General features: G+C 51.9%; 12 protein-coding genes. 10 read left to right on the top strand and 2 right to left on the bottom strand.

Annotated features, from left to right (window positions below; genetic code table 11):
- Positions 1-108: 108 nt before the first annotated feature.
- On the bottom strand, positions 109-1,116 hold the full coding sequence (gene pspF, locus ACM615_RS06900) for a phage shock protein operon transcriptional activator (RefSeq protein WP_112287898.1): 1,008 nt from the start codon (positions 1,114-1,116) through the stop codon (positions 109-111).
- A gap of 233 nt (positions 1,117-1,349) precedes the next feature.
- Between pspF and pspA the strand changes: the two genes are divergently transcribed.
- The 6 genes from pspA (at position 1,350) to ACM615_RS06870 (ending at position 5,482) form a co-directional block, all read left to right on the top strand.
- On the top strand, positions 1,350-2,021 hold the full coding sequence (pspA, locus tag ACM615_RS06895) for a phage shock protein PspA (RefSeq protein ID WP_112287897.1): 672 nt from the start codon (positions 1,350-1,352) through the stop codon (positions 2,019-2,021).
- Positions 2,022-2,110: 89 nt separating this feature from the next.
- Complete coding sequence (pspB, locus tag ACM615_RS06890) at positions 2,111-2,338, top strand: envelope stress response membrane protein PspB (protein WP_013576050.1); 228 nt, start codon at positions 2,111-2,113, stop codon at positions 2,336-2,338.
- Positions 2,338-2,697 carry an envelope stress response membrane protein PspC gene (pspC, locus tag ACM615_RS06885; RefSeq protein ID WP_431011693.1) on the top strand — a complete coding sequence of 120 codons (360 nt, stop codon included), beginning with the start codon at positions 2,338-2,340 and terminating at the stop codon, positions 2,695-2,697. Before pspB ends, pspC begins: the two co-directional genes overlap by 1 nt.
- A 97-nt stretch (positions 2,698-2,794) precedes the next feature.
- Positions 2,795-3,040, top strand: a complete 246-nt coding sequence (locus tag ACM615_RS06880) for a phage shock protein PspD (protein WP_120161818.1) — start codon at positions 2,795-2,797, stop codon at positions 3,038-3,040.
- Complete coding sequence (locus ACM615_RS06875) at positions 3,021-4,418, top strand: YcjX family protein (RefSeq protein ID WP_132963842.1); 1,398 nt, start codon at positions 3,021-3,023, stop codon at positions 4,416-4,418. The genes ACM615_RS06880 and ACM615_RS06875 overlap by 20 nt, the downstream gene beginning before the upstream one ends.
- Positions 4,415-5,482: a TIGR01620 family protein gene (locus tag ACM615_RS06870; protein WP_431011692.1), complete on the top strand. Its 1,068-nt coding sequence runs from the start codon at positions 4,415-4,417 to the stop codon at positions 5,480-5,482. The genes ACM615_RS06875 and ACM615_RS06870 overlap by 4 nt, the downstream gene beginning before the upstream one ends.
- A gap of 118 nt (positions 5,483-5,600) precedes the next feature.
- Here ACM615_RS06870 and ACM615_RS06865 read toward each other — a convergent pair whose 3' ends face one another.
- Positions 5,601-5,792, bottom strand: a complete 192-nt coding sequence (locus tag ACM615_RS06865; RefSeq protein WP_013576041.1) for a hypothetical protein — start codon at positions 5,790-5,792, stop codon at positions 5,601-5,603.
- A 436-nt stretch (positions 5,793-6,228) separates the two neighbouring features.
- Here ACM615_RS06865 and ACM615_RS06860 point away from each other — a divergent pair, with 436 nt between their 5' ends.
- The 4 genes from ACM615_RS06860 (at position 6,229) to ACM615_RS06845 (ending at position 13,009) form a co-directional block, all read left to right on the top strand.
- Positions 6,229-7,515 (top strand): HlyD family secretion protein, encoded by a 1,287-nt coding sequence (locus tag ACM615_RS06860; protein ID WP_431011691.1) that lies wholly within the window; start codon positions 6,229-6,231, stop codon positions 7,513-7,515.
- Complete coding sequence (locus ACM615_RS06855) at positions 7,502-9,601, top strand: peptidase domain-containing ABC transporter (RefSeq protein ID WP_129638584.1); 2,100 nt, start codon at positions 7,502-7,504, stop codon at positions 9,599-9,601. The genes ACM615_RS06860 and ACM615_RS06855 overlap by 14 nt, the downstream gene beginning before the upstream one ends.
- Before the next feature lie 215 nt (positions 9,602-9,816).
- On the top strand, positions 9,817-10,791 hold the full coding sequence (gene hemB / locus ACM615_RS06850; RefSeq protein WP_112290678.1) for a porphobilinogen synthase: 975 nt from the start codon (positions 9,817-9,819) through the stop codon (positions 10,789-10,791).
- Positions 10,792-11,179: 388 nt separating this feature from the next.
- Positions 11,180-13,009 (top strand): methyl-accepting chemotaxis protein, encoded by a 1,830-nt coding sequence (locus ACM615_RS06845; RefSeq protein WP_431011690.1) that lies wholly within the window; start codon positions 11,180-11,182, stop codon positions 13,007-13,009.
- The last annotated feature ends 75 nt before the right edge of the window (positions 13,010-13,084 follow it).

Here is a 13,084-nt window from a genome sequence, read left to right as displayed (position 1 = left end):
TCACCGAACGAGAGGCGACCCGCCAGGGCGTTAATCGCGAGGTACGACATTGCTCACATTGCTTCCAGTATTACTTAGCCAGCTCGGGTGCTGGCTTTTTTTTGCCTGTTATTCAGGCGCTTCCTGTGCATTCACCTGTATCCCATGCTTCTTCAACATTCCGCGCAACTGGTGATACGTCACGTTCAGCAGTTCGGCTGCCTTGCGTTGATTAAACCGCGCCTGCCGTAAAGCCTGTTCAATCAGATTTTTTTCCTGCTCCGTCACCCACTGTTTGAGATCTAACGGTAACGCCGGCAGATTGTCGTGCTGACGGGTATCTGCGGGCTCCGTGGCAGAAGTGCGCTGTGCAAACGGATTCAGGATAATGTTATCGAGCGGAAAATCGCTGGTGCCATGGCGGTACATCGAGCGTTCGACGACGTTTTTCAGCTCGCGGATATTGCCCGGCCAGCGGTAGGCCATCAGCGTCTCACGCGCATATTCCGTAAATCCGGGGAATAAGGGCAGCGAAAGTTCCCGGCACATTTGAATGGCGAAATGTTCCGCCAGCAACATGATGTCCTGCTGACGTTCGCGCAGCGGCGGCAACTGCACCACATCAAATGCCAGCCGGTCGAGCAGGTCGGCGCGGAACTTTCCTTGTGCCGCCAGTTGCGGTAAATCATCGTTAGTTGCGCACACCAGACGCACATCCACCTGCAACGGCTGGCTGCCGCCGACGCGCTCCAGATGGCCGTATTCAATCACGCGCAGCAGTTTTTCCTGCACCAGCATTGGCGCGGTCGCCAGTTCATCGAGAAATAACGTGCCGCCGTCCGCGCGTTCAAATCGTCCGAGATGGCGTTTCTGCGCGCCGGTAAATGCGCCCGCTTCGTGGCCGAACAGCTCCGAATCGAGCAGGTTTTCATTGAGCGCCGCACAATTGAGCGAAATAAACGGCCCCTGCCAGCGGGGCGACAGATAATGCAGACGGTGCGCGATCAGTTCTTTACCGCTGCCGCGTTCGCCGGTGACCAGCACCGGCTTGTTTAGCTTCGCCAGTTGAGAGACCTGTTCCAGCACTTCTATAAAGGCGTTGGCTTCGCCGAGCAAATTGTCTGTGTTATCCGTCATTTGGCATTCCTTGTGTGGTGAAACACACTAACTCTTAGTGAAAATAATCATGTCTAAAAACAAGCATAGCAGAGACGCAAATAAAAAATTCAATTTATTCATGGAGATAATGATTTTAAAAAGTTGGCACGGATCCTGATATAGGTTTATTGCCGCAGTTGAAAATTTTCCTGCGGATTTGACCGGTAATCATTTGGCCGGAAACCAAACAGAAACAAAGAGGAATTTCGATTATGGGTATTTTTTCTCGCTTCGCTGACATCATTAACGCCAACATCAACACCTTGCTGGATAAAGCTGAAGATCCGCAAAAACTGGTTCGTCTGATGATTCAGGAAATGGAAGACACGCTGGTGGAACTGCGTTCGACCTCCGCCCGTGCGCTGGCAGAAAAGAAACAGCTGATCCGCCGTATCGATCAGGGTGAAGCCCAGCAAAATGAATGGCAGGACAAAGCCGAACTGGCGCTGCGCAAAGATAAAGACGATCTGGCCCGTGCGGCGCTGATCGAAAAGCAAAAGCTTTCCGAGCTGGTCACTACGCTGAAAAACGAAGTGACTGTCGTAGAAGAAACGCTGGATCGCATGAAGTCAGAGATTGGTGAGCTGGAAAGCAAACTGACCGAAACCCGTGCGCGTCAGCAGGCGCTGACCTTACGTCATCAGGCTGCGGCCTCTTCACGTGACGTTCGTCGCCAGCTCGACAGCGGTAAAATTGATGAAGCGATGGCGCGTTTTGAGCAGTTCGAACGCCGCATCGACCATATGGAAGCGGAAGCTGAAAGCGTCAGCATCGGCAAAAAGAAATCGCTGGATCAGCAATTTGCTGAACTGAAAGCTGATGATGAAATCAGCGCACAAATTGCTGCCCTGAAAGCTAAAATGAACGGCAACCAGGACGCATAATGTTTGCCATTAAACCTGCCTGTTCGCAGGCAGGTTGTTGCAGGATAAACGCCGTAACCGGTAATAAAAAAGACTCATAAGGAGAGACAATGAGCTTCCTGTTTTTAGCTATTCCGCTGACCATTTTTGTTTTATTCGTGGCGCCCGTCTGGTTGTGGCTTCACTACAGCAATCGCCAGCAAAATGGCAGTCAGCTTAGTCAGCATGAGATGCAAAATCTCACCAGTCTGACCCATGAAGCGCAACGTATGCGCGAACGTATTCAGGCGCTGGAAGAAATTCTCGACGCCGAACATCCGGGCTGGAGGCAATCATAATGGCGACCCGTCTGTCTGAGAAAAAACTCTATCGCGTGCCGGAAGAGGGCGTGGTTAAAGGCGTACTGGCCGGGCTGGCGCACTATCTGGGCGTGCCGGTAAAACTGCTGCGAATTATGGCCGTGCTGTCGATTTTCTTCGGTTTATTCATGTTCACCGTCGTGGCGTACATCATTCTCAGCTACGTGCTGGATTCGGTACCGGCCAGCGAATATGAAGATGAAAATGCGCCATCGCCGCGTAACTTGCTGGAAGAAGCCGACCGCGAACTTAAGGCCAGCGAACAGCGTTTACGTCAGGTAGAGCGCTATGTCACCTCGGAAACTTTTGGCGTACGCAGCCGGTTCCGTCAGCTTTAATTCTTTACCTGCAATTCTTATCAACCACTTTGCCTCTGGCTGCCGGACGTTGTTCCGGCTGCTATTTTCTTTCTCACCTCCCGCTTAAGGAATCTTTATGACCCGTTACCTGAATTCCTCGCTGCCGGGTAAGCGCAGCCTGTTTTCGAAAATACTGAACATCGCGCTGACGCTGGCGCTCACGTTCGGTCCCGCCGGACTGGCAGCACGCGTGCTGGGCGTGGTGGGAAAAGGGCCACTTCGGTATGTTTTAGCACTATTATTAGAACCGTTATTCAAACGTATTCTTACCGCGCTGTTTGGGCGCTACGCCAGGGAGAGCAATGAAAAGACTACAAGATGAGTTTAATTCACTGATCAATCGCGGCATGGACAGGCATCTGCGGCTGGCCGTCACTGGTTTAAGCCGCAGCGGAAAAACCGCTTTCATCACCGCCTTCGTTAACCAGCTTTTACATATGCACAGCGGCGCACGTCTGCCGCTGTTTTCGGCTGCCCGCGAGGAGCGCCTGCTCGGCGTAAAGCGCGTTCCCCAGCGTGATCTGGGCGTGTCGCGCTTTGCCTATGACGAAGGGCTTGCGTCGCTTTATGGCACTCCGCCCGCGTGGCCAACGCCAACCCGTGGTGTCAGCGAAATCCGCCTGGCATTGCGTTACCGTTCCAACGATTCCCTGCTGCGTCACTTCAAAGATACCTCCACGTTGTATCTGGAAATTGTCGATTATCCCGGTGAATGGCTGCTGGATTTGCCGATGCTGGAGCAAAACTATCTCGACTGGTCACGCCAGATGGCGGGGCTGTTGCAGGGCGATCGTGCAGAATGGGCGAAGCCGTGGCTGACGCTGTGCGAACAATGCGATCCGCTGGCACCGGCTGATGAAAATCTGCTGGGCACGATTTCACAGGCCTACACCGATTATCTGGTGCGCTGCAAAACCGAAGGGTTGCACTTTATCCAGCCGGGGCGTTTTGTTCTGCCGGGAGATATGGCCGGTGCGCCCGCGCTGCAGTTCTTCCCGTGGCCGGAGCTGAACCGCTATTCTGATGCCCAACTGGCGCAGGCGGATAAAAACAGCAATCTCGGCATGCTGCGTGCGCGTTTCGACTATTACTGTCAGCACATCGTGAAAGGGTTTTATAAAGATCACTTCGTTAAATTTGACCGCCAGATTGTGCTGGTGGATTGCCTGCAACCGCTCAACAGCGGTCCGCAGGCTTTCAACGATATGCGCCTCGCGCTGACACAACTGATGCAAAGTTTCCATTACGGCAAACGCACGTTGTTCCGCCGTTTGTTTAATCCATGCATCGACAAACTGATGTTTGCCGCCACTAAAGCCGACCACATCACCGGCGATCAGCACGCCAGTCTGGTGTCTCTGTTGCAGCAACTGGTGCAGGAAGCCTGGCAGAACGCCGCTTTCGAAGGCATCAGCATGGACTGCGCCGGTCTGGCGTCGGTTCAGGCGACGGAAACCGGCATGGTGGAATATCAGGGGCAAAGCTTACCCGCGCTGAAAGGCCACCGGTTGCAGGATGGCGCGCCGCTGACGGTGTTCCCCGGCGAGGTGCCTGCGCGTCTGCCGGGACATGCGTTCTGGCAAAAACAGGGATTCCATTTTGATGAGTTTCGTCCGCGTGAAATGAGCGTGGATACGCCGTTGCCGCACATCCGTCTGGACGCGGTGATGGAGTTTTTACTGGGAGATAAAATGCGATGAGCGAACCTATAAGACCGCGTATCGATTTTGAAACGGAATTAAAAGCCCCGGCCGATCCGGTGATCAAACCGGCGCTGGCCTTTGACGAACAGATTTCAGAACGCTTTATTCCGGTCACCGCTGAAACCGACGAACAGCAGGAAGAAGGCGAAGCCGAAGCAGTGCTTAACCGTGCGCTGAAACCGCGCCGCAGTTTGTGGGGTAAAATTGTTCGGTTAGGCGTGGCGGTGCTGGGGATCAGCGTGGTCGCGCAGGGCGTGCAATGGGTTCACGAGGCGTGGATCCAGCAAGACTGGGTGGCGCTGGGTGCCTGCACAGCGGGCGGGCTGATTATCCTCGCCGGTGTCGGTTCAGTAGCTACCGAATGGCGGCGCTTGTACCGCCTGCGTCAGCGCGCCGATGAGCGTGATAAGGCACGTGAATTAATGCACAGTCATGGTTTAGGGCAGGGGCGCGCATTTTGCGAAAAACTGGCAGCGCAAGCCGGACTGGATAACAGCCATCCGGCGTTACAACGCTGGAAGGCGTCATTGCACGAAACGCAGAATGACCGTGAAGTGGTCGAGCTTTACGCGCGATTAGTTCAGCCGGTGCTCGATGCACAGGCACGGCGTGAAATCAGCCATTCGGCAGCCGAATCGGCGCTGATGATCGCCGTCAGCCCGCTGGCGCTGGTGGATATGGCCTTTATCGCCTGGCGCAACCTGCGTCTGGTCAACCGCATCGCCGTGCTTTACGGCATTGAACTGGGTTATTACAGCCGCATCCGTTTGTTCCGCCTGGTGCTGCTGAATATGGCATTCGCCGGCGCGTCTGAGCTGGTACGCGAAGTCGGGATGGACTGGATGTCGCAGGATCTGGCGGCGCGTCTTTCCGCCCGTGCGGCACAAGGTATTGGTGCCGGATTGCTGACTGCCCGTCTGGGTATCAAAACCATGGAACTCTGCCGTCCATTACCATGGCTGGATGGCGATAAGCCAAAACTGGGTGATTTTCGCCGCGAGCTTATCGGCAAGTTGAAAAACAGCATGGTGAAGAGCGATAAAACGAAAGCGGGTATTTGATTTCTCCCTGCTAAAAGTTTTCCTCGGTTGTAAATTTTCGACTGATACATCCAATGATAAAAAAAGCCCCGCGTCAGCGGGGCTTGTATTACTCTGATTAACCTTTAAAGACTAAAAACTAGGTTGTCAGATAGTTCTGTGCTTTAGCAAGACCATCGGAAATTTGTGAATACGCTTTGTTCACCGCATTACTGGTGTCACTTACCGCGTCCTGACCAAAGTTTGATAGGCGATCGGCAACTTTATTTACATCTTCCGACCAACCCGCACCATTAACCATTTCAATATCATGTTCTGTTAATTGTTTCATCTTAGGCCTTCCTTTTAATCTGTTAAAGCAAGTCCCCTTAAAAACCGGGGGCGATGAAAACATTGAGTAATGCTATGGAGATAATTTCTACGCAATGTCTTCACGGGGATTAAGACTAGAGCACTGGCGGCGGAATTTGACTAGGAATAATCTCCTATGTGGAATTTTATGTATAACACATTGTTTTTAAAATAAATTAATAGTTAATAAAATCTGGTTTATTAATTTAGCGTATAAAAAATAATCGCTTGCTCAGGCGGAGGATTATTTAAGCGTCAGATCTGCGTCAAAAGGTAAATTAATATGACGGAGTAACAGTCGCTATGTGGAAATACCTGCCTGCGATGTTTCAGAGTAATCGCGGTGGCAGGAGGTTTTATGGCTGCTATCTTTCAAAGATTCTGTTTTTACAGCCAGTTTTTCCGGAACAAAAAATATGCTCTTTCGTAAAGAGGTCAATGAACATCAGCAAAACCACTGGACGGGTAAAGCGTTATTACTCGCCGGCTGGCCCATATGGATTGTGACGTCACTGACCGCTGTTTTTATTATTTCTTTACTGATATTCCTAATCTTCACCAATTACACCCGGCGTATTAATGTCAGCGGTGAAATTATCACCCAGCCACACAGTATTAATTTGTTCAGCCCGGAACAGGGCGTGATCACCAAACTGTATGTCGATACCGGCAAACCGGTCAAAAAAGGGCAGCCGCTGTATGAAATTGACGTCAGCCGCGTGACGCAGGCGGGTAACGTCAGCACTACCACGCTTGCCGCCATCAAAAAACAACGAGAGCAAATTGATTCGATCGTTGCTCAGCTTGAGCACAATAAGCAGGAGACGCTGCAAAACCTGCAACAGCAGTTAGAGCAATATGAGAAAGCGCATCAGGTTTCGCAAAGCATGGTGGCTTCCGCTCAGGAAGGGCTGGATGCCATGAAGAAAAGCATGCAGAACTACGGCGCTTATCAGAAGAAAGGTCTCATCAATACCGACCAGCTGAACAATCAGCGTTACCTGTTTTATCAGCAGCAGACGTCGTTTCAGAGTCTGAACACTCAGGCGATTCAGGAAGCGCTGCAAATCACCAATCTGCGCAGCGAACTGGTGACCCGCGCCGCCGAGTTTGATAATCAGATTTCGCAGTACGGCTACCAGCGTAACGACCTCGAGCGTCAGCTGGCTCAGGCCGATGCCAAAGGTTCCTTGCTGATCACCGCGCCGACCTCCGGCAAAATCTCCTCGCTGAGCGTCACGCCCGGACAGATGGTCAACGCCGGAGACAGCCTCGCGCAACTGGTGCCTGCCAGTAATTCCCCGTTCTTCCTTGTTGCCTGGCTGCCCAATGAAAGCGTGCCTTACGTAAAAGCCGGTGAACACATTAATATCCGTTACGAAGCCTATCCGTTTGAAAAGTATGGCCAGTTCCCCGGCAAGGTGGAATCGATTTCCTCTGCGCCCGTTTCTGAACAGGCGCTGAATTCCTACGCCAGCGCACCGCGAACGGCCAACGGCACGGTCAGCGGGCCGTATTACAAAGTGATTGTTTCACTGGATAAAAAAGCGATGGACTGGCACGGCGAGACGCTGAATTTATCCAGCGGTATGAAAGCTGAATCAACATTATTCCTGGAGAAAAGGCCGCTGTATCAGTGGATGTTGTCTCCGTATTACAGCATGAAGAAAAGCGTGGTGGGGCCAATTAATGAATCTCGATAACGTACGGGAGCTGGCTGACCGCCTGCACTTTAGCTGGCGCCACCGGGTGCCGCAGATTATTCAAACCGAAGCCGCCGAATGCGGGCTGGCCAGTCTGGCGATGGTCTTTGGCTATCACGGTAAACATGTCGATTTGCAGAGTCTGCGCCAGCATTACGGCATTTCCTCGCGCGGTGCGACGCTGCGCACGCTGATGGATATCGCCGCAGCGAATGAGATGAAATCCCGCGCCCTGAAGCTGGATATTGATGAGCTGAACGCGCTGAAAACACCCTGCATTTTGCACTGGGATCTCAACCATTTCGTGGTACTGGTCGGCGTTAAGCAGGGCAAAGTGATTATTCACGATCCGGCTTTCGGGCGTCGCTCGCTGGGTATGCGCGAAGTCTCCGAGCATTTCACCGGCGTGGCGCTCGAGCTGTGGCCGGACAATGGTTTTACCTCTGAAAAGCCGCGCGTGCGGCTCAATTTGCGCAAGATGATGGGCAACGTCAGCGGGCTGATCCCGGCGCTGACCAAAATCTTCTGCCTGTCGCTGATGATTGAATCGGTGAATCTGCTGCTGCCGGTCGGAATGCAGCTGGTAATGGACCACGTGATCCCGGCGAAAGACCCCGATTTGCTGACCCTGATTTGCCTCGGTTTGCTGTTCTTCATCATTTTCCGCACCGGCGTCAGTATGCTGCGCGCCTGGACATCGCTGGTGATGAGTACGCTGATTGACGTGCAGTGGAAAGCGCGGCTGTTTGATCATCTGATGAAGCTGCCGCTCGATTACTTTGAGAAGCGCAAACTGGGTGATATCCAGTCGCGTTTTACCTCGCTCGACACACTGCGTACGACGCTGACCACCAATGTGGTGAACAGTATTATCGATGGCATTATGTCGGTCGGATTGATCGTGATGATGGTGCTGTACGGCGGCTGGCTGATTTGGGTAATTCTCGGTTTTACAGCGATTTATGTCGTTTTCCGTCTGACCACATACAACGCCTATCGTCAGGTTTCGGAGGAACAAATCGTCAAAGGTGCCCGTGCCGGTTCGCACTTTATGGAAACGCTGTACGGCATCAGCACGCTGAAAGCACTCGGTTTATCGAAAGCACGCGCCAATTTTTGGCTGAATCTGAACATTGATAACGCCAATGCGACAGTGCGTAAAACCAAGTTTGAAATGATGTTTACCGGCGGTAACACACTGATTGCCACACTCGATCAGGTGGCGCTGCTGTGGCTCGGCGCGACGCAGGTCATCGACGGCCATATGACGCTCGGGATGTTCGTGGCGTTCAATACCTATCGCGGGCAGTTTTCCGAACGTGCGGCCAATCTGCTGAATATGGTGTTGCAACTGCGGATGCTTTCCCTGCACCGCGACCGTATCGCGGATATCGCGCTGACCGACACCGAAAAATCGCTGCCGGAGCGTGAATTGCTGCGGGCGGGCGAAGCGGCGTCGCTGGATGTCCGGGATCTGGTGTTTCAGTACGACAGCCTTTCCGCGCCGCTGATCAACGGCCTGAATCTCTCGGTAGCGGCGGGAGAAAGTGTGGCAATCACCGGACCGTCGGGGCAGGGCAAAACCACGCTGATGAAAATCATGACCGGTCTGCTGACGCCAACTGAAGGCCGCATTCTGATCAACGGCATGGATATCACCACCGCCGGGCTGAACAATTACCGCAGCTGCATCGCCTGTGTGTTACAGGATGATACGTTGTTCGCCGGTTCCATTGCCGAGAACATCGCCAGCTTTGATGAGCAGAAAGACGAAGCGCGGATTATCGACTGCGCCCGCCGTTGTAACATCCACGACGATATCGAACGTATGCCGATGGGTTACGAAACGCTGATCAGCGAACTGGGCGGCAGTTTGTCCGGTGGGCAGAAACAGCGGGTGCTGATTGCGCGTGCGCTGTACCGCCGTCCGGCAATTCTGTTCCTCGATGAGGCCACCAGCCATCTGGATCTGGACAATGAAATGCGCATCAATCAGGCGATCAGCGAACTGGATATAACGCGGATTTTTATCGCCCACCGTCCGTCTACGATTGCCTCAGCAGATCGCGAGATCAAGCTCGGTTAAATCCTTCCTTCAGGCGATCCCTGTTCCGGGATCGCCTTTCCAAAATGCGGCCTCTGTTACATCTCCTCACGGAAAGTTCATCATTTGTTTAAAAGTTATTATAAAATGCTGCCTCCATCGTCTGACGGCGCTGCCATGCCTCCTGCCGTCTGAACTGTCTGCACTCCTGTTTCTTAAAAAATTTCAGTGCAACAGACTAATTTTTAGGAGTTTTCATGTCGAATCAGTTCCCGAGCTCACGCCTTCGCCGCCTGAGACAGTCCGAATCCCTGCGCACTCTTTTTCAGGAAACTGAATTTAGCGTCAACGATCTGGTACTGCCGATTTTCGTAGAAGAAGAGACCTCTGAATACGTACCGATCGAAGCTATGCCCGGCGTGCTGCGCATTCCCGAATCTCGCCTGGCGTTTGAAATCGAACGTTACGCCCGCGCCGGTATCCGCTCGGTCATGACTTTTGGTATTTCGCATCATATGGATGCCACCGGCAGTGACACCTGGAACGAAAACGGTCTGGTCGCACGTATGGCACGTATCTGTAAAGACACCGTGCCTGAAATGATCGTCATGTCCGACACCTGTTTCTGCGAATACACCTCGCACGGCCATTGCGGCGTGCTGCACGACCATGGCGTAGATAACGACGCGACGCTGATTAACCTCGGCAAACAGGCCGTAGTTGCTGCCGCAGCAGGTGCAGATTTCATTGCGCCATCCGCTGCACAGGACGGTCAGGTACAGGCCATTCGCAGCGCGCTGGACGAAGCCGGTTTCATCGATACCTCGATCATGGCCTACTCCACTAAGTTTGCGTCATCCATGTACGGGCCATTCCGTGAAGCGGGCGGCAGCGTGCTGAAAGGCAACCGTAAGCAATATCAGATGAACCCGATGAACCGCCGCGAAGCCGTGCGCGAATCACTGATGGATGAGCACGAAGGCGCCGATGCGCTGATGGTGAAACCCGCTGGCGCGTATCTGGATGTGATCCGCGATATCCGTGAAGCCTCCCGTCTGCCACTGGCGGCGTATCAGGTCAGCGGCGAATACGCGATGATCAAGTTCGCGGCACAAGCCGGTGCCATTGATGAGCGCGCCGTGGTGCGTGAAAGCCTGGGCGCGATCAAACGTGCGGGTGCAGATATTATCCTGACCTATTTCGCCATGGATATTGCTGAAAACGGGCTGTAATCCCCTTCATCCTTCAAACCACCTTGCTGCGACTCGAATGTTTTCGGGTTTGAGAACGGTGTTCAAAGCATAAGAAACCGGGCTTTCGCCCGGTTTTTTTATGCCCACGCCGCTGAACCTGACGTTGCGCGGTATATGCGCAGACCACATCTTCATTATTTAATAACAGCAGCACATTAAAATAATACTTTCTTAAAATGAATCACTTCACCATTAATACGCAAAGTTTAGGCAATTAAGTTTTCATACAAAGAATAAGGTTTTATTGCTGTTAAATTACCGACTTATGTAACTTAAGAAAATGAGTTTTCCATTAATTAATTTTTATAGCCTGCCGATACTCCATGTGCTTCACATACAACTGTTTTTATAAAAATAATGGAGAGCCATGAAAATGTTTATGAAATATTTTGAAAATCTAAAAGTCGGGAAAAAATTAGCATTTGGTTTCGGACTTGTCTTATTGCTAAGCATTGCAGTTACTTTGTGCGGTATTAAAAATCTGAATGATATTTCCATCCGGGCAGACAAAATAAGCCAGCTGAAAGTAATAACTGACCAGTTTGCTATGGCAAAAGCTGAAAGACTGGAATATGTGAAAACGCATGATGAAAAATACATCGCCATGAATGAGATGAACTTGCAGCAGGTTGATAAGAAAATTGAAAGTCTCAGGTCGCTTCAATGGGATACAAAGCACCTGGAGATGCTTAATGACATGTCAGAAGTCATGAAGACGTATCGCGATAAACGTGCTCAAACTGTCCGCGAGACACAGCAACGTGATCTTGTTGTGAGTCGTTTTGTGCTGACCCGTGAAGAGTCAACAATCAAAAGTTTGGCGCAGTCCTACGCACAAGATCCGACGCGCGCAGCCACCGCGACAGCATTAGCTGATATTGTCCGTCACATCGACGGTGTGGCGACGCGTGTGAAACTTCTCCAGTTTGAGAATACTGATGAGTCACTTAACGCTTTAACAGGTTTTATGATTGAATCGATTCAGCAAATGAATGCCGTCAAATCCCAGCTAAATCCGGCGGATGTCAGCGCACTTGAAGACGTTGAACGCTCGGTCTCGGCTAAAAAGGAGAGTGCCAGTGATTACCTGCGTTCCTATATTGCTGAGCAGGAAGCGACTCAGCTGCTTGCAAAAGCAGGCGGCAAGCTGACGACCCTGAGTGACAATATCTTTGAATCGGAACTGAGTGCGGCTCATGACGATATTAGAAAGGCAGTGATATGGATGGCTTCACTTTTGGGGGCCGCCGTCTTGTTAAGTATTGGCATTGCGCTGATCATTTCCCGCCAGATTGTGAAGCCTCTGGCTGACACGCTTGAGGTTGCGCGACAGATAGCGCGCGGTGATTTAAGAGCTCATCTCAATACCACGCGTCGTGATGAACTGGGCGAACTGATGCAAGCAGTAGATGAGATGAACACCGATCTTCGCCGTATCATCGGTGATATTCGTGCCGGCGTGACGCAGGTAAGCCATGCCTCCGCAGAAATTGCGGCAGGAAATAATGATTTATCCGCACGTACTGAGGAACAGGCGGCTGCGCTTGAAGAAACGGCGGCCAGCATGGAGCAGTTAACGGCGACGGTTAAACAGAACGTAGACAATATTCATCACACCAGCCAACTGGCGGGCAGTACTTCGGAAACGGCGAACAAAGGCGGGCAACTGGTCTCTCATGTGGTGAAAACGATGAATGAAATCACGGCGAGCTCAGCAAAAATTGCTGACATTACAACGGTAATTAACAGCATCGCTTTTCAGACCAATATTCTGGCTCTCAATGCGGCCGTTGAAGCGGCGCGTGCAGGAGAACAGGGGCGGGGATTTGCTGTGGTGGCAAGTGAAGTGAGAAGTCTGGCGCAACGTAGTGCTCAGGCTGCAAAAGAGATAGAAGGTTTAATTGGTGAATCGGTAGAGCGAATTAATGCAGGGTCAGAGCTGGTAGAACAGGCGGGAACCACCATGCATGACATTGTGACTAAAGTGGCTAACGTTACCGAAATACTTAATGAAATTACGCAGGCATCGGATGAACAGAACAGGGGAATATCTCAGGTAGGGCAAGCCATAGTGGAGATGGACAGCGTGACTCAGCAAAACGCGGCCCTGGTGGAAGAGTCTTCTGCTGCTGCTAATGCGCTGCGGGATCAGGCACAAAATCTGGCGTCGTCTGTTTCGCGTTTTATTACTGAGTAATTTTATCCTCAAAACAGTCGTGTTATTACGGGCCGTTCAGGTACCTATAGCATGACTGTTTTATTCAGCCCGCCG

Origin of the sequence: Rahnella sp. PAMC25617 (genome assembly GCF_050606005.1) — a bacterium.
In the GTDB taxonomy this organism is placed as follows: domain Bacteria; phylum Pseudomonadota; class Gammaproteobacteria; order Enterobacterales; family Enterobacteriaceae; genus Rahnella; species Rahnella variigena.
This window is presented reverse-complemented; position numbering and strand designations above follow the sequence as displayed.